Source organism: Paenibacillus sp. sgz302114 (genome assembly GCF_056120345.1).
On sequence record NZ_JBVYOI010000001.1, the window covers coordinates 377,716 to 402,279 of the forward strand.

Genomic DNA, 24,564 nt, shown 5'->3' on the forward strand with positions numbered 1-24,564 from the left:
GCTACATGGGTGGAAAGTTGGGTTGAAAGGAACAAGAGGTCCAGCAAACCAGCTACTTAGGCGGAAAGTTGGTTTGAGTAAGCAAAGAGGTCCAGCAGACCAGCTACATGGGTGGAAACGTCCACTTGATGGATGACAAAGAGGAAGTAGATCCCTAGAATACACTCTTTGCTTCTATCTGCTGAATTTCAGCCAATGTAGTGCCCTGGAGTACAAACTTTGCCTCTAGCAGCTGATTTTCAGTCAATGTAGATCCCTGGAGTTCACACTTTGCCTCCGTCCTTAGTTTCAACCACTGTTTTTCCTCTCCAGCCCCAAGTAGCTTTAATACTCACAAAAACAAAGAGACCGCCCCGAAGGACGGTCTTTCCATCTCTATCTCCATCTTCACCACCACAAATATATCTAACCCCCGCGCACAGAGCCGCTGTTTCCGCGCTTCCCGCTGACGAGGGTGCGCCGCACCCAGAGCGCGTTCACGACGAAGAGCACGGCGGAGATGATGAACACGCCGCTGATGCCGGTCCAGCCGGAGACGAAGCCGCCGACGATAGGGCCGACCATGTTGCCGAGGGCGAGCATGCTGCTATTCAGGCTGAAAGCGCGGCCTTCCATGCCATCCGGCGTGAAGCGCCGCACGAGCGCGTTCACGGACGGGATTAGCCCGCCAAGGAAGCAGCCCTGCAGCAGCCGGCACAATAGCAGCTGCCATACGGTATGCACGAACGCCTGCGGAATAAACAGCAGCGCCGCGCCAATGAGCGAGATGCCGAGCACACGCTCCTGACCGATCCGGTCGCTGAGCCGCCCAAGCAGCGGCGCGGCGATCATGTTCGATAATCCAGCCGCAGAGCCGACGAAGCCGGCCCAGAATGCGAGATTAACTGCTGTGCCGTGAAGCTGCTGCACATAGAGCGGCATGAGCGGCATCGGGCCGATATTCGCGAACTGGAGCAGGAACGTAACCGCGAACAGCGACATGAGCTGCGGCACTCGGCTCAGCTGCTTGAAGCCTTCGATGACCGAGACATTCGGCCGTGCAGCTGCGACCTCGCGATTGAAGCTCTCCTTCACGATAAAGTAGGCGAGGAGCGAGGCGACAAACAGGCTAGTGCCCGTAATATAGAAGATCGGCTGGTATCCGACCGCATCCGCCAGCAGCCCGCCGAGGAATGGCCCTAGAATCGTGCCGGCGATGCCGCCCGACTGCAGAGTCCCCATGGCGAAGCCCATCTGCTTCTTCGGCGTCGTGGCCGAAACGAGCGAAACAGCTGCTGGATTAAACCCGGAGATTGTCCCGTTCACCATCCGCAGCAGAAGCAAATGCCAGGGCGATGTAGCAAAACCCATCAGCGTCATAACCACAGCCATGCCGAAGCCTGAACGAAGCAGCATCATTTTGCGGCCGTAACGGTCGGATAGCTTTCCCCAGAGCGGCTGAAATAGAAACGAAGTGACAAAGTTGCCGGCAAAAATAACGCCCGCCCAAGTGGCGATTTCATGCTGGTTCGTCAGCCCGATCTGGTCGGATTGCAAGTACAGCGACATGAACGGAATGATCATCGTCATCCCGCCCATGACGAGAAACTGCCCGAACCAGAGAACCGCGAGATTTTTCTTCCACTGCTCCATTGCGGTTTCTCCCGTCTACTACTACTCCATTGATTCATTTTATAGTACCACTTTCGCGCCCGGCCAAAACAGCATGACGAACATTGTCATATGTTTGTCAATCATGCAAGGTGTGCGGCGGTTGTTACACCTCCGTAAAAAGGGCATAATGGAAACGTAGGGAAAACGATAGAAATGGGGAACTTCAATGAGCTACAACGACCGATTCATCCGTGCTTGCCGTGGAGAACAAGTCGATCGCTTACCCGTCTGGTATATGCGACAAGCGGGACGCTACGATCCCGATTACCGTAAAATAAAAGAAAAATACTCGCTGCTCGAAATTTGTCGGCAGCCTGAGCTTGCAGCGGAAGTGACGATGCAGCCGATCAACAAGCTCGGCGTCGACGCGGCGATTCTGTATTCCGATATTATGAATCCTGTTGCTTCGATCGGTATTGATTTTGATATCGTGGCGAACGTTGGCCCGGTCATTCATAACCCGATCCGCACTGCGGAAGACGTTGCTAAGCTGAAGCCTATCGACGTAGAAGGCGATCTATCCCATGTGCTGGAGACGATTCGCATTCTCGACCGCGAGCTGAAAGTGCCGCTTATTACGTTCGCAGGCGCGCCATTCACGATTGCGAGCTACTTGATTGAGGGCCGTCCTTCGAAGTCCTATATTCGCACGAAGGCGATGATGTACTCGGAGCCGGACGTTTGGTTCAAGCTGATGGACAAGCTCGGAGACATGGTTATCGCTTATTTGCGTGCCCATATTGCTAATGGCGGCAAGGCGTTCCAACTGTTCGACAGCTGGGTAGGCTCACTTGCGCCGCATGATTTCCGCAAATACGTTCTACCGACGATTGAGCGGATCTTTAGCGAGCTGTCTGATCTGCCGCAGCCGAAAATCTACTTCCCAGGCGTAGCATCCGGCGAGCTGCTCCCGACGCTCACGAACCTGAAAGCAGACGTAATCGGCCTCGACTGGCGCGTGCCAATCTCGGAAGGCCGCCGCAGACTGGAAGGCAAATATGCGGTACAGGGCAACTTGGACCCTTATGTGCTGACTGCTCCGATGGATGTCATTAAGGAGCATGCGAAGGCGATTATTGATGAGGGCATTCAGGAACCCGGATATATTTTCAACCTTGGACACGGTCTGTTCCCGGAAGCGTCGCTGGATAAGCTGCGCGAGCTGACGGAATTCGTGCATGAATACTCGGCTCAGGCCATTGCAACAGCGGCGGCGCCGCTTAGCAAGTAGGAGGAACGACAGCAGATGGCTAACAACTTAATCGGCGTTCTCGTTATGTCCTACGGAACTCCTGAGAGTATGGATCAAATCGAAGAATATTACACGCATATCCGCAGAGGCCATGCTCCGACGCCTGAGCAGCTAGCAGAGCTGAGCGAGCGTTATGAAGCGGTGGTTGGCGGCGTGTTCCCGCTTCGCGAGAATACGAACCGTCAAGTGGCGGGCCTTCAGGCAAAGCTTGATGAAGTGGCGCCTAATCAGTTCCGCTGCTATCAAGGGCTGAAGCATGCGCGTCCTTATATTGAAGATGGCGTTACGGCAATGGCGGCAGACGGCATTACACAAGCGGTTGCAATCGTGCTTGCGCCACACTACTCCATCATGAGCGTTGGGGCTTACGTGAAGCGTGCGGAGGAGAAAGCGAAGGAAGTCGGCATCACGATGACGGCTGTTGACAGCTATCACCTTCATCCAAAGCTGATTGAAGCGCTGGTTGAACGCGTGAAGAACGCGCACAGCAAGCTGCAAGAGAAGAGTGTACAACCTATTAAAGTGCTGTTCAGCGCGCACAGTCTGCCGGTGAAAATCCGCGAGATGAACGATCCGTATGAGCAGCAGCTGCTTGATACTTCGTCCGCTGTGGCGGAGGGTGCGGACACGCCGGATTGGCAGTTTACTTGGCAGAGCGCCGGACGTACGCGTGAGCCGTGGCTTGGTCCGGACATTCTGGATACGATGAAAGAAGTCGCTGAAGCGGGCTACAAAGGTTTGCTGTCTGCACCGATTGGCTTCGTCTCCGAGCATCTTGAAGTGCTGTATGACATTGATATTGAAGCGCAGGCAGCCGCGCGCGAGCTTGGTCTGACGCTTGAGCGCATTGACATGCTCGGCACGGATTCGCGTTATATGGAGACACTCGCTGATTCTGTGCGGGAAGCGAGCAAGACAGCTTTTCTATAAAAAAGATAAGCGTGAGAAACCTACCTTGGGGAGATGACCTGCATGCGGGGTAATGGAAAACGCGATCGCTTTGTCGTAATTGGCGGAGGCATCAGTGGACTGAGCTCCGCTTTTTATTTGTTGAAACAAGCGAAGCAGCGCGGCCGCGATGCGCTCGTTACGATTGTCGATCCTTCAGAGCGTATCGGCGGCAAAATCAACACGTTGAAACGTGATGGCTTCACAATTGAGCGGGGACCGGATTCATTTTTGGCGCGTAAGACGCCGATTATCGATCTCGCTTATGATCTTGGCATTGAGAATCAGCTGGTCGGAACGAATCCGAAAGCCAAGAAGACTTATATTTTGCACCACGGCAAGCTGCATCCGATGCCTCCGGGCCTTGTGCTTGGCGTACCGACGGAGATCGCGCCGTTCGCGAAGACGAGCCTGCTCTCTTGGGGCGGCAAGCTGCGGGCGATGATGGATTTCGTTACGCCGGCAAGCAAGGAAACGGGCGATGAGTCGATCGGACACTTCCTGACGCGCCGCGTCGGCGCTGAGGTGATGGAGCGGGTCGCAGAGCCGCTGCTCGCTGGCATCTATGCTGGTGAATTGAACAAGCTGAGCCTTGCTTCGACGTTCCCGCAGTTTCGGGATGCAGAGCGCAAGCATGGCAGCCTGATTCGCGGTATGCGTGCTAACAAGCGGCTTGCGGCGTCAACGCCGGCTGTGGCGACCCGGCTGCCGGATGCGGTGAAGAACAGCATGTTCCTCACGTTCCGAGGCGGTCTTCAGACGATGCTTGATGCGCTGCATAAGGCACTGGCTAACGTAGAGTGGAAGCTGGGAAATAAAGCAGTCGCATTCCGTCAGAACGATCCGGATGAGCATGGGGAAGACGTTGCTCCTTATGAAGTGCTGCTAAGCAATGGCGAAATTCTGGAGGCAGATGGTATCGTCATTACTGCTCCGGCATTCGATGCGGCTGATTTGCTTGAACCGCATATGAATGTCGATGCGCTGCGAGCGATTCGTTATGTGTCTGTTGCGAATGTCGTGATGGCGTTCGATAAAGCGACGCTCGGCATCGACTTCGACGGCTCGGGCTTCGTCGTTCCGCGCACGGAAGGAACAACGATTACAGCTTGCACATGGACTTCGGCAAAATGGCTGCATTCCAGTCCAAGCGACAAGGTGCTGCTGCGCTGCTACGTCGGCCGTTCCGGTGATGAGGCAGTTGTTGATTTGTCTGACAACCAGATGACCGACGCGGTCCGCCGGGATATTCGGAATACGATGGGCATTACAGCAGAGCCGCTCTTCACGGAGATTACAAGGCTGCATCATTCGATGCCGCAGTATCCAGTCGGCCATTTGCAAGAGACGGCGAAGCTTCGGACGAAGCTCCGCGCGCAAATGCCAGGGGTTTGGGTTACAGGCGCAGCCTTCGATGGGGTCGGTTTGCCAGACTGCATTCGCCAAGGCAAAGAAGCGGCTATGGGTGTCTACAAATCGCTAATTGGCGATTTCAAATAAACGTTTATTTAAATAAAAAGGGCCACGCGGGCTGTGTTAGTCATTGAACTAACGCAGCCGCGCGGCCCTTTATTTGTTTATTAGTCAATCGGCGGTCCGACTCGACCTTCTCGTTCCGCTTGTTTGCGGTGCGCGATGCGGCTGCTGGCCGCTGCGGCGATAGCACCTACAATATCATCAAGGAACGTGTGGCATTCCGCGTCTTCTTTATCGTTAAGCTTCTTCAATATGCCCGGCTTGAGCTTGTCCACATAGCCAAAGTTCGTGAATCCGATGCTGCCGTATACATTCACGATGGATAAGGCTAGAATTTCATCGCAGCCGTAAAGTCCTTCGTCATTCTCAATCATTTCTTGCAGCGGGGAGAGGAGCTTGCCTTGCTCGGCCAGTATATCCAGCTGAATACCGGTCAGTACGGCGTTCTGCACCTCGCGTTTCGTGAGCACGGCTTCAACGTACAGCTCGCACTCCTCCATGGTGAGGTCGGGGAAGTAATCCTTTTGCAGGAAAATAACGAGTTCGGCGATTTGAGACGTCTTGACGCCGCGTTTGGTGAGCCATTCCTTCGTCGCTTCGGCGATTTTCGCGCTGTTGAGGCTGTACGAACTGGACTTTGTCATGCCTAACACCCCTTGTCTCAAAATGGTGGACAAAACTGGTCTAATTGATTTGGAGGGCTCGTATATATAGTACTACAAAAGCAGGCCTTGTACCAAAACCAAAGATTCAACAATATGATTAGGGAGGAAAAATAACCATGACTCACAAACGGCTCATTCGCCGGGCCGCGCTCGCGGGAGTGCTGGCTCTGCCCATCTTGACAACCGGCTGTGGACTGTTCTCTCAGCCAGCAAGCAAATCGATAGACCCTCCGCAAAACAGTGCGCAGAACGTGAATGCAGGCGCGGACAACAAGGGACAAACTGTCGCACAGGGCGAACAAAGCGATTCGTCGCAGATGACGCTCTACTTGAAGGACCGGAACGGACTCCTTGCGCCAATTACGGTAATGGCAGGACTCGGCGCGGACGAGCAGCCGGGACAGAAAGCGCTGGAAATGATGGTAGACGGAGGAACGTATGCAAGCGAGATTCCTGACGGCTTCCAAGCGGTGCTGCCTGAAGGCACTGTCATCAAAGGGCTTAAACTCGTTCCTGATCAAAAGCTTGCCATTGTCGATTTCTCGAAGGAATTCAACAACTATAAAGCAGAGGACGAACGGCAAATTGTTGAGGCGCTCACTTGGACGCTGACAAGCTTGCCTGACGTCAATAAAGTCGAGATTAATCTCGAAGGAACGCGCCTCACGGAGATGCCGGTCGACGGTCTGCCGATGGACGATGATCTCACTCGCGCAATCGGTATTAACCTTGAAGCTGCCGATAACGTGGACTATAGCCTATCGACGCCGGTTACGATTTATTTCTCCGCAGTTACGCCTGACGACGAGCCTTATTTTGTGCCGGTGACTCGCCTTGTGAACCGTTCCGACAATAAAGCGAAGACGGCGATCGAGCAGCTCATCAGCGGTCCGATCAACAACCTTCCGCTTAAAGCGGTTATGACTTCGGATGTGCTTGTGAAGAGTGTGACGAAGAAGAAGGACGTCGTAACGGTCGAGCTGCAGGACGACAGCTATCAAGCGGGTCAGCCTGAGCCGGCAGAAATGATGGACGCGCTCGTGCTGTCAATCACCGAGGTTACTGGACTTAGCAAGGTACAGGTGAAGCTGAATGGCAAGACGGACTTCGTAGATACTCAAAATCGTAAGTACAGCGAGCCGGTTACTCGCCAAGAACATCTGAATGCATTCAAATCATAGCTGCAGGAAGCAAGCGGCTGCATGATCGAAGACCTGGCTAATCGCACTGCGCAAGCGTGTGGTTAGGGCAGGTCTTCTTGCGTTTTTGCTGGAAAGATGATTTTGAGGCATTCTTTTGGTAAAATGAGTGAGGTTGACGTAAAAACAGATGGAGGCTTACATACGATGAGAATTGATGGACGACAGGCAGCTGAGCTTCGGCCGGTCACAATTACGCTACATCCTAATAAACACGCAGAAGGCTCCGTCCTTATTGCTTTTGGTGATACGCAGGTGCTGTGTACGGCTTCGGTCGAGGAGCGCGTGCCGCATTTTATGAAGGGGCAAGGCAAAGGTTGGATTAACGCGGAGTATTCGATGCTGCCGCGGGCCACGCAGGTGCGTAACCAGCGTGAATCAGCCAAAGGCAAGCTGACGGGCCGCACGATGGAAATTCAACGGCTGATCGGCCGCGCATTGCGCTCGGTCGTTGATTTGCAGGCGCTCGGCGAGCGCACGCTTACACTCGACTGCGATGTGCTGCAGGCAGATGGCGGCACGCGTACGACTTCCATCACCGGTGCGTTCGTGGCACTTGCGCTGGCGATTCATAAGATAGATCGGTCCAATGCGTTTGCGAAATATCCGATTACGGATTACCTCGCTTCGGTGAGCGTCGGCGTTATTGGCGAGCGTACCTTGCTCGACCTGAACTACGACGAGGATTCGAAGGCGAAGGTCGATATGAACGTTGTAATGACTGGCGCCCGCAAGTTCGTTGAAGTGCAGGGCACGGGAGAAGAAGCGCCATTCTCGCGCGACGAGCTAAATGAGCTGCTGGCGAGCGCGGAAGCGGGCATTGCGAGCTTGATTGAAAAGCAGCGCGAGGTGCTTGGCGAGATGGGCAGCCGGATCGGGACGGCTCGCGTATGAAGCCGGGCGATACGGTCGTCGTCGCGACGAAGAATGCCGGCAAGGTGAAGGAATTTGCGCATGCGTTCGAGAAGCTGGGCATGCGTGTCGTGAGCATGTTCGACTATCCGGGCTTGCCGGATGTCGTTGAGGATGGCGTCACCTTCGCGGATAATGCCCGCAAGAAGGCGAAGGAAGTAGCGGAAGCGCTCGGCCTGCCGGTGCTGGCCGACGATTCCGGGCTTGAGGTTGCGCGGCTCGGCGGCGAGCCGGGCGTCTATTCGGCCCGGTACTCGGGCGAAGGCGCGACCGATGCGCGCAACAATGAGAAGCTGCTGCGCGAGCTGGCTGCACTGGGCGAAGCTGGCGCGAGTGAGGGCCTGGCGCCGCTCGCGGACGGCACGAAGCTGCTCAGCGAAGCACGGTTCGTATGCGCGCTCGCGCTGTACGATCCGGCGGAGCGCGCGTTCGTGGAGAGCGAGGGCTACGCCGCGGGCTTTATTATGGAGCAGCCGCGCGGTGAAGGCGGCTTCGGCTATGACCCGCTGTTCTGGCTCAACGGGCTCGGCAAGTCGATGGCGGAGCTATCGACCGAGGAGAAGCAAGCGATCAGCCACCGCGGCGCCGCGCTTGCCGCGTTGTTGGAGAAGCTCGCGCGCTAGGCGCGGAATAGCAAAGAGCAGGGAGGCCGCTGGGCGGCTTCTCTGCTCTTTTTATGTTTGTCTGCTGTGAGGCTGCGCTTCCGCTGAATTTCTGCGCGAGAGGCCCACTACGATCTCTCGGCATGGATTCCACGCCGAAACTGATGCTGAGAGATCAAATGGGATCTCTCAGGCACTCAACAAACCGTCGCTCTACCGGTATTTCAGCGCGAGAGGTCAAATACGATCTCTCGGCGCGGATTCCGCGCCGAACGAGTGCTGAGAGCACGCATATGTTCTCTCAGTACCTTCTCTAATTCGCCGAGAGCGGGAAAACCCGCTCTCACCATCAAATCGGCCAAATTCGCGAGCCGAGAGAGGGAATATCCCAACCGCTCGCTCCAGCCGCGAACACAAAAAAACCGAGAGAGGACCAGCCGCTCTCGGTCCCTCACTCGGTTTCCCTCGGCCGCACGTGGCTGCACTCGGTCTTCACTCGGTTTCCCTCGGCCGCACGTGGCTGCACTCGGTTTCACTCGGTCTCATTCGGCTTCCCTCTGCTTCACTCGTTCTTCCCGGTCCCAATCCCAGCCAACCAGCGACCTGCACCACCACCGCTACTACCTTATAACCACCTTATACTCCCGCAGCCACATATCGACTTGGAGCAGATACGCGAACAGCTGAGGGCCGCTCATGAGCTGGCCGAACCATGGGAGGTTCGAGCTGGCGGCTTCCGATTCGGCGAGCTCGCGAATCTTCTTCACATTAATCAAAGGCAGCAGCGGGGAGGTGCCTTCATTGATCAATTCAAGCACCTGCTTGCGCACCGCGTTCAAATAGTTCGGATTATGCGTCTTCGGATACGGACTTTTCTTACGGTACAGCACGTCGTTCGGCAGGACGCCCTCGAGCGCCTTGCGAAGGATGCCTTTTTCCCGGTCGCCTGCGATCTTGATCTCCCACGGAATATTGTACACGTACTCGACGAGTCGGTGATCGCAATAAGGGACGCGCACCTCGAGCCCAACGGCCATGCTCATCCGGTCTTTGCGGTCGAGCAGCGTTGGCATGAAGCGCGTAATGTTGAGATACGACATCTGTCTCATTTTGCGAGCGGCTTCGTCTTCACCGTCCAGATGCGGCACTTCTGCAATCGCATCGCTATACCGATCACGAATATACTCAAGCGGGCGAATCCACGCCGCTACATCCTGCGAGAGCAGGTCGGCGCGCATGCCTGCCGCCAGCGACCAAGGGAAAGTACCGGCGTTCAGCGCTTCCTCGCGATGGAACCACGGATAGCCGCCGAAAATTTCATCCGCCGCTTCTCCGGATATCGCAACCGTCGCTTCCTTCTTGATCTCCCGGCAGAAGAGCAGCAGCGACGCATCAACATCCGCCATGCCTGGCATATCCCGCGCTAACATCGCCTCGCGCAGCGTGGTGACGAGCTCGGGCGTATCGAATACCATCGAGTGATGGTTGGTGCCGAGGTGGGTGGACATCCGTTCGATCCAAGGTGCATCGGCGTTTGGCTGGAATGCATGCGCCTTGAAATGCTTATCGTTATCGACGTAATCGACCGAGAACGTATGGACATTGCCTTGCCCAGTCTCGTTGTAATAGTTCACGGCAAGCGTTGTGAGCGCGCTCGAATCCAGGCCGCCCGAGAGCAGCGTACAGAGCGGAACGTCAGAGACCAGCTGCCGCTCGACCGTATCTTTCAGCAAATCGCCGACTGTCTTCGCCGTCTCGTCGACCGACTCCGTATGGGGCTTGCTTTGCAATTCCCAATAAGCGCTCACCTTCACGCCGGAGCGGTTAACGATCGCGCATTGTCCTGGCTTCAGCTCGGATAAATCCCGATATACGCCAACCCCTGGCGTTCGCGCAGGTCCGACGATGAAGATTTCCGCCAAGCCTTCGGGTCCGACCTCAGGCTTCACGGCAGGGTGTGCCAGCAGGGCCTTAGGCTCCGAGCCGAATATAAACCGTCCTAGCTGCTTCGCGAAGAAGAACGGCTTCACGCCTAGCCGGTCCCGCGCAATGAACAACTGCTGCTCCCGCGAATCCCACAGCGCAAAAGCGAAGATGCCGTTGAATTTCTCCACACAAGACGGTCCCCACTCCATATAAGCGACGAGCAGTACTTCCGTGTCGCATGTCGTAGTGAAGTGTCTGCCCCGGCCCTCGAGTTCCCTTTTCAGCTCAGGCGCATTATACAATTCTCCGTTATACACAAGGACGTAAGTATCGTCTTCAGAGGTGCGTACCATCGGCTGCGCTCCGTTTGCAGGGTCAATGACGGAGAGGCGGCGGTGGCCAAGCGCGCAATGCGGCGAGATCCAGGTACCGGAGGCGTCCGGGCCGCGGTTAGCGAGCGTTCTGGTCATTTTCTCCAGAGTAATGGATTGTTTCGTCAGGTCCTCGGTCCAATCGATCCAGCCCGTGAATCCACACATGGTTCTCATTCCTTTCGTATGCAGGGGCTAAAAATAGCGTACTAAGATGGTTATGCGAAAAATATGGATAAAATGTCTGTCCGAAGGGGGATGCTAGAGCGATAGAAGGAGGGTGTTTTCCATAATGGCAAATGACTACGATGAGTCATATTACGCACGCAAACCGTATTATGTGTCCGTACAGGCGGGCTCGATATTGGAAGATCCAGGCGCTACCGCATATGAATTGGCAATTACAGCAAATGAAGAGGAATTGAACCGTTTGCAAGAGTTAATGGAGGAATATGCGACAAATGATGAGCGGCAGGTGTTTCATTTTGCGAGCACTCCGTTCAGTTCGGCGTCGGACCGGCAAATCAATGCTGGCGTAGACGGCCTGCTTGTCGATATTTACCGGCTTCTGAGCGAGCTCGGCACAGAGGAGACGAAACAGCATATCAGGGCGATGGGCTTGTTTCCAGAGGGGAGACTCGAATGATTGTGACGGATGCTCATGTTAGGCGCGCCATAGACCGTAACGGGCTCCGCGCCTGCGAGGTGGAAGTACATACGAATGATGCAAGCACGCCGGAGCTGCTTGTTTATTTCGGCGCGTCGCGGGATAACGATTATGATATGGTCAGCATCATCCAGAACGATGCGAAGACTGAGATCGACTGGTACGACAACAGCATGCACAGTGCGTTCGCCGATGTGAGCGACGAGCTGTTCGATACGCCGACAATGAAGACGGATTGGGGGGAGCGGGAGACGTTCAAGGAGCAGGTGCTTTCGTTTCCTGGCATTCGTGTAGATATTGGCAGGCTGATGGATTGGTCCTAATTTTGTAAAATATTCCTGCTCGTCTGGTGTACGTGTTACAATGTTAGCATATCTGACATATTTACGCGTGAATGCGGTATGAAGGAGGCAGGCGATTGCGAATGACAGCGACTTTACTGCGAAATGCAACTATTGTCACCATGAACGAGCAGGATGACCTTGTTGTTGGCGATGTTCTCATTCGGGATGATGTCATTGTCGCGGTCGGCGGCCAAGTGACGGACTATGATGCGGAATCGACGACCCTTATCGAAGCAAAAGGCAAGCTGCTTCTGCCCGGATTCGTGCAGACGCATATCCATCTGTGCCAGACCCTATTTCGCGGCCAGGCCGACGATATGGCGCTGATGGACTGGCTCCGCACGCGCGTGTGGCCGCTGGAAGCAGCGCATGACGAGGAGTCGGTATACTATTCGGCGATGCTCGGCATTGGCGAGCTGCTTCGCAGCGGGACGACAACGATTCTCGATATGGAGACGGTGAGCCATACCGATTCCGCATTTCAGGCGATGGCAGCGAGCGGTATTCGGGCGATCTCCGGCAAAGTAATGATGGATGCGGGTGGCGATGTGCCGATCGGGCTGCAGGAGGATACGGACCGCTCGATTGCGGAGAGCACGGCGCTGCTTGAGCGCTGGCACGGTCATGACGGCGGGCGTATTAGCTATGCATATTGTCCGCGTTTTGTGGTGTCCTGCTCGGAGAGGCTGCTCATGGAGGTTCGAGACCTGTCGGCGAAATATAACGTTCTCGTCCATACGCATGCTGCCGAGAACCGCGAGGAGATTGAGCTTGTCATGTCCCAACGGGGGATGCGCAACATCGTCTATCTCGACCATATTGGCCTGACCTCGCCGCGGCTCGTGCTTGCCCACTGCATTTGGCTAGATGAGCAAGAACGGGAGATTCTGAAGCGTACCGGTACGAAAATGACCCATTGCCCCGGCTCCAACCTGAAGCTCTCCTCCGGCATTGCCTTAGTGCCTGAGTTGCTGGAGCAAGGAGTCGGCATCGGCATCGGCGCGGATGGCGCTCCGTGCAACAATACGCTTGATATGTTCCAAGAGATGAAGCTGACCGCGCTGCTGCACAAGGTGCGCTGCGGAGCGGAATCGATGAACGCGCGGACGGTGCTCCGCATGGCAACGATTGGCGGGGCACGGACGCTTGGGCTCGACCATCTGATCGGGAGCGTTGAAGTAGGGAAGAAGGCGGACCTCGTGCTGTTGGACTTGAATGATTTTCACACCTTTCCTTCGTATGATGCCGACCCGTATTCCAGAGTGGTGTACGCCGCATCCAGAGGCAATGTGTCGCATGTTTGGGTGGATGGCAAGCTCGTCGTCGACCGAGGCAAAGTGAAAACCGTAGACAAGCGGCTCGTGCTTAGGGAGGCAGACCGCTCGATTTCCCGCTTGTTGAAACGGATCTAATGCTGCGTTAGGGAAAATGATGGTAGGAAAAATGATGGTGGTAAAAAAGAAAGCCAGCCCAGTCCTCGAACGGTTTCGAGAGTCTGCGAGCTGGCTTTTTGAGTTTGGAGTTAGTGCTAATTAACCGTTCACGATTTCCCCGCCGTTCACATGCAGCACCTGTCCACTCATGTAGGACGAGTCCTCACACGCCAGGTAAACATAGGCGGGAGCGAGCTCCTCCGGCTGGCCGGCCCGTTTCATCGGGGTGTCCGCCCCGAACTTGGCGACCTTCTGCTCGTCGAACGTCGAAGGGATGAGCGGTGTCCAGATCGGCCCGGGCGCCACGGCGTTCACGCGAATGCCCTGGCTCGCCAAATTCATCGCGAGGGAGCGGGTGAACGCTACTTGCGCGCCTTTCGTCGACGAATAGTCGAGCAGGTCCTTGCTGCCTTTGTACGCCGTAATGGAGGAGGTGTTGATGATGACCGATCCTGATTTCAGATGCGGCATCGCTGCTTGCGTCATATAGAACATGCCGAACACGTTCGTCTTGAACGTGCGCTCGAGCTGCTGCGGCGTTATGAGCTCGAGGCTCTCCTGCGGATGCTGCTCCGCCGCATTGTTAACGACGATGTCCAGCCCTCCGAGCTGCGATGTCGTGTCGTAGATCGCTTTCTTGCAGAACTCGGGATCGCCGATATCTCCGGCAATCGTAATGCAGCGCCTGCCCAGCGCTTCGATCCGACCTTTTATCTCATTCGCGTCGCCGTCCTCGCTCAAATAAACAATCGCTACGTCGGCGCCTTCCTTCGCATAGATAAGCGAGACAGCCCGGCCGATGCCGCTGTCCCCGCCTGTTATAATGGCAACTTTGCCTGCAAGCTTTCCTGCTGGTTTATAGTTCGGGCAATCAAACATCGGTCTTGGCGTCATTTCGCTCTCGATTCCGGGCTGTTGATTCTGGTGCTGCGGCGGGAACGAGCTGGGCTTCGTTTGCCCGTTGTTCTGTGATGTCATTGCTGTTAACCACTCCTTTCACGGAGATAGGTTGCCTAAAAAGGGGCCATTTTACACCTATCGAAAAAGACCTCCCGCCGTCCCGAGCATTTCGCGGGGGCAGTAGATGGTCTTTATTTTCTTATGCGTTTTAAGCTTCAAACTTAACTACCATTAAAAGCGATAATTTGGATATATGTGGAAGGTGTCGCGAAAAGGAGAAATATGGAGAAACTCGTTTACAAGGGTATGATTACCAGAGATAATATATTTATAGGAACGTCATACTGGGTGGTGAAAGAGTGAAAGAATTTTTACTATTCATGGTTTTCTCGACAATCGAGGGAGTTTCTGCATTCGCGCTCACGCTATATATCTACCGTTTGGACTTGAAGAGGTATATACTGCCGGTGCTAATCGTGATGACTCTTGCAAACCTACAGAGCTATGCGATTCGCGAGGATACATCACTATCGTTCATAGCCCCTACCACTAATATTATTTTTATCATTTTATTTATGGCTACCATCGTTAGAGTGCCAATTGTTTGGGCGGTTATAACTGGCGTATCCGGATTTTTTGCGTTCGGACTGCTTCAAGTCTCAATCGTACTAGCATCCAACGGTTACCTTTCAATCGATGCGGTTCAACATATGCCGCTCAGAGGGTATATGCTGCAGACCTTAACCGGCATATCCGGGACTTACATCGGGTGGATGCTCTATCAATTCGGTTACGGCTTTTCTTTTGAGTTTGACCGGCTGCGGTTGAAATTCGAAAAAACGATAGTCATCGGTTTTATCGGAGTTATGTTATCGTTACTGACTTTGCTGATTTACTATAAGGACGCATTTATGATTATGCTCAGTTTTCTCGTATCCATGTTACTGTTTCTCTACTACGCAATAAATAAGGAGGCAGCTTCCTAGTGGTTTCATACGTATCAGGCAGGATAGCCTCAAAGATAAAAGCGAGAGTTCCGGATCATCCGACCAGCGAAAATGTGCTGAAGTACTCCATTTCTTTCTTGATCAACACGATATTATCAATAGGTCTCGCTCTCGTCATATCCATATTTACAGGAAAGATTCATGAAACGGTAGTTGTCTTATGTGCATTCGCATTACTTAGGCGGATGTCTGGTGGAATACATCTCAAATCAAGTTTTTCTTGTATTTCGGTTACCTCGATCGGTGCGAACCTATTGTCATTTGTTTCACTGAGCAGCAGTGTTGCCTTTGTTATTAATTGTATTAGTCTTGTGCTAATTGGGATGCTTGCTCCAGCCTATTACCACAAGCGCAAGAAACAAACGCCGACATCCAATATGGTGTTGAAAGTCGGATCCGTTATACTGGTCGCTTTGAATTTTTTAATAGGAGATTCGATCATCGCAGCTACTTTCTTAACCCAGTCTCTTACATTGCTGATTATTAAGATAAGGAGGTGATGAGGACATGTTGAAGAATGTGCTTAAGAAAATTTCTGCTAAAGAAATGGTATTGGTAACAGCAGCTACATATGTAGTAGCCACGGTACTCCATGCAATAGCGGATGAGGTAGCTCCCGCAAGTTGGTTATTCGTTCACCAAGAAGAGACGCCTGACGAGCTTCTATAGGGGGTGGACGATGTGTACCTATCTGTTACCGAGGATTTAAAAGGGAAGTCCGGAATCATTAATTTGGATGTTAATGATGTGTGGTTTATCCATTTTTTTAGCCGAAAGAGAATCAACGAGGTTCATACGGAGACGCAAATATTGTATATGACAGGGACTCTTGCTTATTGGCAAAATGCCCTCAACTATACGTATGGATTCCCGTTTGAAACCGTAGATCGCAATATTATCGTAAATGTATCCAAAATAATATGCGTTGACTCCGTTCGAAGTGTTGCTTATTTCTCATCGGAAGTAACAGAAAAATCAAAATTTTGCACTTTTTCTCAAGGGAATCGCAAAAAAATTGAACGTCTAAAGAAGCTCAATCCGAGTATCGTTACGTTATAGTCGCCTTGTGCGGCTATTTTTTTGTGAAGCAGCGAGACAACAAAAAAGCCTCGAATCCCAATATCAAGGGCTTCGAGGCTTTCATTATTTCATCAAACTTAACGTGTCGTAATTAAATGGCGTCCCAGGAGGGATTCGAACCCCCGACAACACGCTTAGAAGGCGTGTGCTCTATCCAACTGAGCTACTGGGACAACGAGAACTATAATAACATGTAGTTTATGGATTTGGCAAGTGTTAAGCAGAAAAAAGTTTCCCTCTCCATCATCTGGAAATAAAAGTCTGTATACGAACGTGCATTCGCGTCATATAATGAGAATATACGTTCGTATATAGGAGGCGATGGCAACATGCGAATTGCAAAATATGTCGGGTGTGTCGTTGATATTATTTATGAGGATCGTGCGGGCAAGCTCAGCAAGAGGAGAATTAAGGTGCAGGCGGTCAGCGGGCCGTTCGTTCGGGCACATTGTATGGCGGCAAACGCTCCGCGCGTCTTTCGCATAGAAGGGATATTGGCAGTGGATCCGGTGAAGCACCGTGTCGGCTAAACCGCGAACGATCTTCCTGGTGGACTGCCAAAGCTTCTACGCCAGCGTGGAGAAGGCACTTAATCCAGAGCTGGAAGGGAAGCCGGTCGCTGTGGCGGGCGATCCCGAGCGGCGCTCTGGCATCATTCTGGCGGCCTGTCCGATCGCCAAGAAATATGGCGTCACTACGGCGGAGCGTCTCGGCGAAGCGCTCGGCAAATGCCGGGATCTGGTCATTATTAAGCCTTCCATGCAGCGCTACATCGAATACAGCATGCGCATTTCCGAGATTTATGAGAGCTACAGCGACCTTGTTGAAGCTTATTCCATCGACGAGCAGTTCATTGATGTGACGGGTTCCTTGCACAAGTACGGCGGCGATGCCGAGACGCTGGCGCGGACGATTCAGCTCCATGTGCAGGAATCGGTGGGCGTCTATACGCGAATCGGCATTTCCGACTCGAAGGTGCTTGCGAAGCAGGCTTGCGACAATTTCGCCAAGAAGAATGCCTCCGGCATCTACGTGCTCCAGCGGGAGGAGCTGGCGGATTCGCTATGGCGGCTGCCTGTGGGCAAGATGTTCATGGTCGGCAGCCGCATGACGGCGCATTTTCAGCGAATGGGGATCCACACAATCGGCGACCTGGCGCAGACGCCGCTCTCGCAGCTCAAGCTGCGGATGCGGCAGCGCTTCGGCAAGAACAGCGACGTGCAAGCGGAGGTGTGCTGGCGGATCGCCAACGGCATCGACGACTCGCCGGTGAAGCCGGGGACGCACATGGGCGAGAAGTCGGTCGGCCATATGATGACGCTGCCGCGGGATTACGGAACGCGCGATGAGCTCAAGGTCATCGTGCTTGAGCTGTGCGAGCTCGTGGCGCGTCGCTGCCGCTCGATCGGCAAGATGGGGCGGACGCTGTCGGTCGGCTGCCAAGGGGCGGACTTCGACCGACCGACAGGCTTCAGCCGGCAGATGACAATGCCGTATCCGTCGCATGTGACGAATGATCTTTATTACAATGCGATGTCGCTGTTCGACAGGCACTGGGATGGGCTTCCGGTGCGGCGGGTTGGCGTATCGGTAACGGGCTTTCAGTCCGATGAGCAGTACCAGCTTGTCATGGATGACAATCGAGAGCGGCTAGGCGCATTAGAAGCGGCGATGGACCGGCTGAAGGATAAGTACGGCGATGCCATTATTATGCGCGCCGTTTCCAAGACGGCTGCGGGGCAAGCGCAGGACCGGGCCATGAAGATTGGCGGGCATTACAAGTAGGCTAGGAGGCGTATTGATGTATGGGTGATACCAAGAAGCTGGCGGCAGGCGGCAACTGGCTGTGGGAGGACAGCCGGATGATGCTGCCGGAGCATAAATTGGCGCAGAATGAGCATCAGAGGGAGCTAAGACGCCGGGACCGCAAACATATCGACGAAGCGGAGTGGTCAGAGATTGCAATGGCGTTCAGCACTTCGCTGCAGCTTCACAGGCTTATTATGATCCGTATGTTCGATCCGTTCGAGGAAACGTGCATCGAGGGCGTTGTGGAGCGGATGGATCAGCTTGGCGGGCGGTTTATGGTGGACGGCGAATGGTTCCTCTTCCGCGACATTGAAGGGGCAGTGCTTGCTGAAGCTGAAGGCGACTGAGAGGGTATAGAAATTATAGATATACAAGCCGCTGCACAGCCGTGAAGCACCACGCGCCAAGGCGGCTTGTTTAGCTGTAAATAGACTGGTTGCGTATCAAATGGAAATATACAGAAAGGGGTGATATAATCAGTTTCGAACAAGGCGGTGATTTTATTACAACTCCCACTAATATGCAAGGTGACAACAAAGAGAACGTATATCTGTTTCCCAATATGCTCGATCAATATCAGAATCAGCTGACGCGCATGCTCGAATCCGAGCGCTATGGCGAAGCGAAGGAGCTTCTTCGTTTCCTGCTGAATTGTCAGGGGGAAGAGAAGCGTCATTACGAGGAGTGGAACAATTTATTAACGTGGCTGGATGTCGCATTTCCGGCCATCGAGACGACTGGTAATGACATACATACGCTTGCAGATGGAAGCGAGGACGGCAAGGATGAAGAGGCGCTGCGGCGAGATATCCTGAGCTCAGGCAACTACGATGAAGCCTTCGTGCAGCAGGTGCTCTACATCATGCAGCATCATCCGGTGGCAGATCAGCAGATCCTCGCGCTCGAACGTGCCGCTTATTTGCAGCATCCGCTTGTGGAACAGACGATTGTTACTTGGCTGACAAGCGCTGAGGTCCACCCGGCGTTGCAGTTCAAGGCGTTGCAATCGCTGAAGAAGCTTGGTGCAGTGGGGTCGATCAAGCTCGAACGGCTCGGTGAAATGGTAGAGATTGACATCGAAACGACGCCGCTTTCGATGGATGATTTTCCGCCAGTGGTTATAAGAGTCGTAGAACGGGTAGAATCGGTAACAGAAGTGGTGGACGCGTCGCTGCCTCATTTTGCCCGTGAGCTGTGGAAAGAGTGTCTGCAATGCCTCTATGGCACAGCGGCCTATACTCGTCTACTGAATGATGATGATGACACGGTGGACTGCTATTCAGCAGCGCTCCATCAAGTGCTTGAACTGTCATTATATGGCAGGGTGGATGACGACGACGTCAGGGACGCTTACGGCATTACAGATGCGCTGCGTTTCAGGTATGAGCAGGCTTGCCGATCGTTGCGCCAAATAGTACAATTTAAAAACGAGCATGGCAGCCAGTCTTGATCTTACTCCGATTGTTGAGTATAATAGAATGGTTTATTACAGTGAAACATCTGACACAGATTGATGTGTTATTTAATTTGGAGGGGAAAGCATAACATGACAGCAACTTGGGAAAAAATAGACAAGAATCTTGTCTCCATCAACGTAGAGGTTGAAGTTGGACAAGTTACGGAAGCGATCGACAAAGCATTCAAGAAAGTCGTTCAGAAAGTAAACGTACCAGGCTTCCGTAAAGGTAAAGTGCCTCGTGCAATCTTCGAATCCCGTTTCGGTGTAGAAAGCCTGTATCAAGATGCGATCGACATCCTGCTTCCTGACACATATGCAGCAGCAGTGAAAGAAACTGGCGTATTCCCAGTAGACCGTCCTGACATCGACGTTCAACAATTCGGCAAAGGCAAAACATTCAAGTACACAGCGAAAGTAACTGTGAAGCCTGAAGTTGAGCTTGGCGAGTACAAAGGCATTGAAGTACCGGCTGTAAACGCAGAAGTTACAGAAGAGGAAATCGCAGCTGAACTGAACCGTTTGCAACAGCGTCACGCTGAGCTGACTGTTATCGAAGAAGGCGCTGCAGAGAACGGCGACACAGCAGTAATCGACTTTGACGGCTATGTAGACGGCGTAGCGTTCGAAGGCGGCCAAGCTGAGCGTCACTCCCTGGAGCTTGGTTCCGGCCAATTCATCCCAGGCTTTGAAGAGCAAGTAATCGGCATGGCTACTGGCGACTTCAAGGATGTTGAAGTGTCGTTCCCAGAGAGCTACCATGCAGAGCACCTTGCTGGCAAGCCAGCGGTATTCAAAGTGAAAGTACACGAAATCAAGCGCAAGAACCTTCCGGCTCTTGACGATGAGTTCGCGAAAGACGTTAGCGAATTCGATACGCTTGAAGAGTACAAGCAAGACCTGCAAAAGAAGCTTGCTGAACGCAAAGTGAAAGAAAACGAAGCGGCTCGCGAAACAGCGGTAGTTGACAAAGCGGCTGAAGCTGCAGTAATCGACATCCCTGATGCAATGATCGAATCCGAAACAACTTACATGCTGCGTGATTTCGAGAACCGTCTTCGCATGCAAGGCATGAACCTGGAGCTGTACTACCAGTTCTCCGGTCAAGACGAAGCAGCGCTTCGCAGCCAAATGAACGCTGACGCCGTAAAACGCGTTCGCAACAACCTCGTTCTGGAGCAAATCGCGAAGAACGAAGGCATCACGTCCGGTGAAGAAGATCTGAACGAAGAGCTTGAGAAGCTGTCCGTTCAATACGGTCGCCCAGCTGAAGAGCTTCGCTCGATCTTTGAAAACAACGGCAACCTCGACAACATCAAAGAAGATCTCGTACTTCGCAAAACAATCAAGTTCTTGCTTGAGAATAGCAAGGAAGCTGTTGTAGCTTAATAATCAATGAACCGATAAGGCACGTACATACGTGCCTTATTTTATCCTAACGCAGCTTTTTGGCATGCGATGGGAGCCTAAGACGTACATATGTAGTTACCCGGTGTTAAACCGTACTTAGAAAAATGACATTGCTTCCGTAACATGTTAAAATGGATGAGGTAAGAAGAATCGATAACGAAAGAAGGTTGGTCGCATGAATCTGGTGCCTATGGTCGTTGAGCAAACGAATCGGGGAGAGCGTTCTTACGATATATACTCCCGCTTATTGAAGGATCGGATTATTTTTCTAGGAAGTGCGATCGACGACGATGTTGCCAATGCCGTCATCGCGCAGCTATTGTTCCTCGCAGCCGATGATCCGGAGAAGGACATTCATCTGTACATTAACTCACCGGGCGGTTCTGTCACCGCGGGTATGGGTATTTATGATACGATGCAGTTTATTAAGCCGGATGTATCGACCATTTGCGTCGGTCTAGCTGCAAGCATGGGCTCGCTGCTGCTTACTGCAGGAGCGAAGGGTAAGCGCTTTGCGCTTCCTAACGCTGAAGTTATGATTCACCAGCCTCTTGGAGGCGTCCGCGGCCAAGCGTCCGATATCAAGATTCATGCAGATTGGATCTTGAAGACGAAGCAGAAGCTGAACCAAATTTATGTGGAACGCACAGGCCAGACTTATGAACGTATCGATCGCGACACGGATCGCGACAACTTCATGAGCGCGGAAGAGGCGTTGAACTACGGCTTGATCGATAAAGTCGTCACGTCTCTGTAATTGACAGCGAACCAACAAGAAGGGGTGAAAACTCATGTTTAAATTCAACGACGAGAAAGGCCAGCTGAAGTGTTCGTTCTGCGGCAAGTCGCAGGATCAAGTACGTAAGCTTGTTGCCGGACCTGGCGTCTATATATGTGATGAATGTATCGAGTTATGTACGGAAATCGTTGAGGAAGAGCTCGGTCACGAAGAAGAGCTTGACCTAAAGGACATTCCGAAACCGCGCGATATTCGTGCGATTCTCGATCAATATGTCATCGGCCAAGAGCAAGCGAAGAAGTCGTTGTCTGTAGCGGTGTATAACCACTACAAGCGCGTGAATTCGCAGAATAAGCTTGAGGACGTTGAGTTGCAGAAGTCGAACATCTTGCTCGTAGGTCCTACGGGTTCAGGTAAGACGCTTCTTGCACAGACAATGGCGAAGATTCTGAACGTACCGTTTGCGATTGCGGATGCAACTTCGCTTACAGAAGCCGGCTATGTCGGTGAAGACGTTGAGAATATTTTGCTGAAGCTGATCCAAGCGGCAGACTACGATGTGGAGAAAGCCGAGCGCGGCATCATCTACATCGATGAGATCGATAAAGTAGCGCGCAAATCCGAGAATCCGTCGATTACACGCGACGTATCCGGTGAAGGCGTACAGCAAGCGCTTCTGAAGATTCTTGAAGGCACGGTCGCTTCCGTTCCACCGCAAGGCGGACGTAAACACCCGCATCAAGAATTTATTCAAATTGACACGACGAACATTCTGTTCATCTGCGGTGGCGCATTTGACGGACTGGAGCAGCTCATTAAGCGCCGGATCGGTAAGAAAGTAATCGGCTTTAATGCAGTGGGCGACGCTCAGAAGGATCTGAAAGCGGGCGAATATTTGTCGATGGTATTGCCAGAAGACTTGCTCAAATTCGGTTTGATCCCTGAGTTTGTCGGTCGTTTGCCAGTTATCTCGACGCTTGAGCCGCTTGATGAGAGCGCGCTTGTACGTATCCTCTCCGAGCCGAAGAATGCGCTTGTGAAGCAGTATCAGAAGCTGCTTGAGATGGATAACGTGAAGCTCGAGTTTGAAGCTGGTGCGCTTGATGCGATCGCCAAAGAAGCGATTAAGCGTAACACTGGTGCCCGCGGCTTGCGTGCGATCATTGAAGGACTCATGCTCGATGTGATGTATGAAGTGCCTTCGCGTGACGATGTAAGCAGTTGCACCATTACCGAGAAGGTCGTTCAAGACCGGATCATGCCGGAGCTTGTTTCCAAGAAAGGCAAGAAGAAGGAAGAAAGCGCCTGATCCAATAAATAACACCTCAAATGTTTCCACCTCTGTAGCCGCCTGCCATTCGAGGGCGACCCGCAGAGGTGGACTTTGACGTTCAAATATAAGAAAGTATAAGTTTTACCTTATACTGGGCTTATATTTCACCGTGAAACGTTAGCTTTGCCGCCTTAGGACGGCGACAGCCGTTTACACTTGATGGGAGAGGTTACCTGATGTATTTGCGTAAGGATACGGTGCCGGTCAAAGTCGGGCCGCTAACCATTGGCGGCAGCGATGAAGTCATTATTCAAAGTATGTGTACAACGAAGACAGCGGACGTTGAAGCAACGGTTGCTGAGATTCTGCGTTTGGAAGAGGCTGGCTGCCAAGTTGTCCGGGTAACGGTCAATAACAAGGAAGCTGCCGAGGCGATCAAGGAAATTAAAAAACGCATTCATATTCCGCTCGTTGCGGATATTCATTTTGATTACCGTCTGGCGCTGGCTGCCATTGAGAACGGCGTCGATAAAGTGCGGATCAACCCGGGCAATATCGGCCGTAGAGAGAAAGTCGAAGCGGTCGTCAAAGCTTGTAAAGAGAAGAACATTCCAATCCGGATCGGCGTAAACGCCGGCTCGCTGGAAAACCACCTGCTCGAGAAGTACGGTTACCCAACGCCAGAAGCGATGGTAGAGAGCGCTTTGTTCCATATCGGCATTCTTGAAGAACTCGACTTCCACGACATTATCGTGTCGCTGAAGGCGTCCGATGTGCCGATGGCGATCGAAGCATACCGAATGGCGGCAGAAGTGATTCGTTATCCGCTGCACCTAGGCATTACGGAAGCGGGCACGCTGCATACAGGCACGATCAAGAGTTCCGCTGGTATCGGTGCGTTGCTGGCAATGGGCATCGGCAACACGGTGCGGATCAGCCTGAGCGCTGACCCTGTTGAAGAAGTGAAGGTAGCGCGTGAGCTGCTGAAGACGTTCGGTCTTATTACGAATGCAGCGACGCTCGTCTCTTGTCCGACATGCGGACGCCTTGATATCGATCTGTTCTCGATTGCTAACGAGGTTGAAGAGTATATTAGCAAGATCAAAGTACCGATTAAAGTATCCGTGCTTGGCTGTGCCGTGAACGGTCCAGGAGAAGCGCGCGAAGCGGATATCGGTATCGCGGGAGCGCGTGGCGAAGGGATGCTGTTCCGATACGGAGAGATGATCCGTAAAGTTCCTGAAGCTGAGCTTCTCTCCGAACTGAAGAAGGAAATTGACGAGATCGTCCGTGTGTTCGAAGCAACGGGAGAAATTCCAGGGCGCAAGCACCTGCCTGGGCCCCATGTGACGGCATAAACAGTAAACTTTACGTGAATAGTGCGATTATTCCATCCGGCGGGGGGCAATACTGAAGAGTATGAGCCCCATAAAGCCGGATTT

25 protein-coding genes and 1 tRNA gene are annotated in these 24,564 nt (G+C 53.0%); 21 read left to right on the forward strand and 5 right to left on the reverse strand.

Annotated features, from left to right (window positions below):
* Positions 1-405: 405 nt before the first annotated feature.
* A complete protein-coding gene (locus AC0LWF_RS01675; protein ID WP_474649838.1) occupies positions 406-1,632 on the reverse strand; it encodes an MFS transporter in 1,227 nt (408 codons plus the stop codon).
* Positions 1,633-1,819: 187 nt separating this feature from the next.
* Between AC0LWF_RS01675 and hemE the strand changes: the two genes are divergently transcribed.
* The 3 genes from hemE to hemG are packed head-to-tail and all read left to right on the forward strand — an operon-like array spanning position 1,820 to position 5,353.
* Positions 1,820-2,884: a uroporphyrinogen decarboxylase gene (gene hemE / locus AC0LWF_RS01680; RefSeq protein ID WP_474649839.1), complete on the forward strand. Its 1,065-nt coding sequence runs from the start codon at positions 1,820-1,822 to the stop codon at positions 2,882-2,884.
* 15 nt (positions 2,885-2,899) lie between these two features.
* Positions 2,900-3,835: a ferrochelatase gene (gene hemH / locus AC0LWF_RS01685; RefSeq protein ID WP_474649840.1), complete on the forward strand. Its 936-nt coding sequence runs from the start codon at positions 2,900-2,902 to the stop codon at positions 3,833-3,835.
* A gap of 42 nt (positions 3,836-3,877) precedes the next feature.
* Positions 3,878-5,353, forward strand: a complete 1,476-nt coding sequence (hemG, locus tag AC0LWF_RS01690; protein ID WP_474649841.1) for a protoporphyrinogen oxidase — start codon at positions 3,878-3,880, stop codon at positions 5,351-5,353.
* Positions 5,354-5,433: 80 nt separating this feature from the next.
* Here hemG and AC0LWF_RS01695 read toward each other — a convergent pair whose 3' ends face one another.
* Positions 5,434-5,973, reverse strand: coding sequence for a phosphatidylglycerophosphatase A family protein (locus tag AC0LWF_RS01695; protein WP_474649842.1), 540 nt, complete (start codon positions 5,971-5,973; stop codon positions 5,434-5,436).
* A gap of 137 nt (positions 5,974-6,110) precedes the next feature.
* Here AC0LWF_RS01695 and AC0LWF_RS01700 point away from each other — a divergent pair, with 137 nt between their 5' ends.
* From AC0LWF_RS01700 to rdgB, 3 genes are all read left to right on the forward strand, one after another.
* The gene (locus AC0LWF_RS01700; protein WP_474649843.1) at positions 6,111-7,175 is read left to right on the forward strand and encodes a GerMN domain-containing protein; all 1,065 of its coding nucleotides are present in this window, start codon (positions 6,111-6,113) and stop codon (positions 7,173-7,175) included.
* Positions 7,176-7,340: 165 nt separating this feature from the next.
* Positions 7,341-8,087 carry a ribonuclease PH gene (rph, locus tag AC0LWF_RS01705; protein ID WP_474649844.1) on the forward strand — a complete coding sequence of 249 codons (747 nt, stop codon included), beginning with the start codon at positions 7,341-7,343 and terminating at the stop codon, positions 8,085-8,087.
* Positions 8,084-8,728, forward strand: coding sequence for an RdgB/HAM1 family non-canonical purine NTP pyrophosphatase (gene rdgB / locus AC0LWF_RS01710; RefSeq protein ID WP_474649845.1), 645 nt, complete (start codon positions 8,084-8,086; stop codon positions 8,726-8,728). Before rph ends, rdgB begins: the two co-directional genes overlap by 4 nt.
* A 599-nt stretch (positions 8,729-9,327) precedes the next feature.
* Here rdgB and asnB read toward each other — a convergent pair.
* Positions 9,328-11,172, reverse strand: a complete 1,845-nt coding sequence (asnB, locus tag AC0LWF_RS01715; RefSeq protein WP_474649846.1) for an asparagine synthase (glutamine-hydrolyzing) — start codon at positions 11,170-11,172, stop codon at positions 9,328-9,330.
* A gap of 124 nt (positions 11,173-11,296) precedes the next feature.
* Between asnB and AC0LWF_RS01720 the strand changes: the two genes are divergently transcribed.
* The 3 genes from AC0LWF_RS01720 to AC0LWF_RS01730 all read left to right on the forward strand — a co-directional run bounded on the left by AC0LWF_RS01720 (position 11,297) and on the right by AC0LWF_RS01730 (position 13,427).
* Positions 11,297-11,650 (forward strand): hypothetical protein, encoded by a 354-nt coding sequence (locus AC0LWF_RS01720; protein WP_474649847.1) that lies wholly within the window; start codon positions 11,297-11,299, stop codon positions 11,648-11,650.
* Complete coding sequence (locus tag AC0LWF_RS01725) at positions 11,647-11,994, forward strand: hypothetical protein (RefSeq protein WP_474649848.1); 348 nt, start codon at positions 11,647-11,649, stop codon at positions 11,992-11,994. Before AC0LWF_RS01720 ends, AC0LWF_RS01725 begins: the two co-directional genes overlap by 4 nt.
* Before the next feature lie 101 nt (positions 11,995-12,095).
* On the forward strand, positions 12,096-13,427 hold the full coding sequence (locus AC0LWF_RS01730; protein WP_474649849.1) for a 5'-deoxyadenosine deaminase: 1,332 nt from the start codon (positions 12,096-12,098) through the stop codon (positions 13,425-13,427).
* A gap of 120 nt (positions 13,428-13,547) precedes the next feature.
* Here AC0LWF_RS01730 and AC0LWF_RS01735 read toward each other — a convergent pair whose 3' ends face one another.
* Positions 13,548-14,426: an SDR family oxidoreductase gene (locus tag AC0LWF_RS01735; protein WP_474649850.1), complete on the reverse strand. Its 879-nt coding sequence runs from the start codon at positions 14,424-14,426 to the stop codon at positions 13,548-13,550.
* 281 nt (positions 14,427-14,707) lie between these two features.
* Here AC0LWF_RS01735 and AC0LWF_RS01740 point away from each other — a divergent pair, with 281 nt between their 5' ends.
* The 4 genes from AC0LWF_RS01740 to AC0LWF_RS01755 are packed head-to-tail and all read left to right on the forward strand — an operon-like array spanning position 14,708 to position 16,414.
* Entirely contained in the window at positions 14,708-15,334 is a 627-nt protein-coding gene (locus AC0LWF_RS01740) for a hypothetical protein (protein ID WP_474649851.1), read from the forward strand.
* Positions 15,334-15,855, forward strand: a complete 522-nt coding sequence (locus AC0LWF_RS01745) for an accessory gene regulator B family protein (protein ID WP_474649852.1) — start codon at positions 15,334-15,336, stop codon at positions 15,853-15,855. Before AC0LWF_RS01740 ends, AC0LWF_RS01745 begins: the two co-directional genes overlap by 1 nt.
* 7 nt (positions 15,856-15,862) lie before the next feature.
* On the forward strand, positions 15,863-16,024 hold the full coding sequence (locus AC0LWF_RS01750) for an AgrD family cyclic lactone autoinducer peptide (protein ID WP_474649853.1): 162 nt from the start codon (positions 15,863-15,865) through the stop codon (positions 16,022-16,024).
* A gap of 12 nt (positions 16,025-16,036) precedes the next feature.
* Positions 16,037-16,414 carry a LytTR family transcriptional regulator DNA-binding domain-containing protein gene (locus tag AC0LWF_RS01755; RefSeq protein WP_474649854.1) on the forward strand — a complete coding sequence of 126 codons (378 nt, stop codon included), beginning with the start codon at positions 16,037-16,039 and terminating at the stop codon, positions 16,412-16,414.
* 117 nt (positions 16,415-16,531) lie between these two features.
* Here the strand turns inward: AC0LWF_RS01755 and AC0LWF_RS01760 are convergent.
* A tRNA-Arg gene (locus AC0LWF_RS01760) sits at positions 16,532-16,608 on the reverse strand.
* Between the two features lie 156 nt (positions 16,609-16,764).
* Between AC0LWF_RS01760 and AC0LWF_RS01765 the strand changes: the two genes are divergently transcribed.
* The 8 genes from AC0LWF_RS01765 to ispG all read left to right on the forward strand — a co-directional run bounded on the left by AC0LWF_RS01765 (position 16,765) and on the right by ispG (position 24,480).
* Complete coding sequence (locus AC0LWF_RS01765; protein ID WP_474649855.1) at positions 16,765-16,965, forward strand: hypothetical protein; 201 nt, start codon at positions 16,765-16,767, stop codon at positions 16,963-16,965.
* Entirely contained in the window at positions 16,955-18,220 is a 1,266-nt protein-coding gene (locus tag AC0LWF_RS01770) for a DNA polymerase IV (RefSeq protein WP_474649856.1), read from the forward strand. The genes AC0LWF_RS01765 and AC0LWF_RS01770 overlap by 11 nt, the downstream gene beginning before the upstream one ends.
* Positions 18,221-18,240: 20 nt before the next feature.
* The gene (locus AC0LWF_RS01775; protein ID WP_474649857.1) at positions 18,241-18,591 is read left to right on the forward strand and encodes a YolD-like family protein; all 351 of its coding nucleotides are present in this window, start codon (positions 18,241-18,243) and stop codon (positions 18,589-18,591) included.
* A 215-nt stretch (positions 18,592-18,806) separates the two neighbouring features.
* Entirely contained in the window at positions 18,807-19,694 is an 888-nt protein-coding gene (locus tag AC0LWF_RS01780; RefSeq protein ID WP_474649858.1) for a hypothetical protein, read from the forward strand.
* Positions 19,695-19,790: 96 nt separating this feature from the next.
* A complete protein-coding gene (gene tig, locus AC0LWF_RS01785) occupies positions 19,791-21,089 on the forward strand; it encodes a trigger factor (RefSeq protein ID WP_474649859.1) in 1,299 nt (432 codons plus the stop codon).
* A gap of 196 nt (positions 21,090-21,285) precedes the next feature.
* Positions 21,286-21,867: an ATP-dependent Clp endopeptidase proteolytic subunit ClpP gene (clpP, locus tag AC0LWF_RS01790; protein WP_132484003.1), complete on the forward strand. Its 582-nt coding sequence runs from the start codon at positions 21,286-21,288 to the stop codon at positions 21,865-21,867.
* Positions 21,868-21,901: 34 nt separating this feature from the next.
* Entirely contained in the window at positions 21,902-23,158 is a 1,257-nt protein-coding gene (clpX, locus tag AC0LWF_RS01795; RefSeq protein ID WP_090572835.1) for an ATP-dependent protease ATP-binding subunit ClpX, read from the forward strand.
* A gap of 200 nt (positions 23,159-23,358) precedes the next feature.
* On the forward strand, positions 23,359-24,480 hold the full coding sequence (ispG, locus tag AC0LWF_RS01800) for a flavodoxin-dependent (E)-4-hydroxy-3-methylbut-2-enyl-diphosphate synthase (RefSeq protein ID WP_090572836.1): 1,122 nt from the start codon (positions 23,359-23,361) through the stop codon (positions 24,478-24,480).
* Positions 24,481-24,564 lie beyond the last annotated feature (84 nt).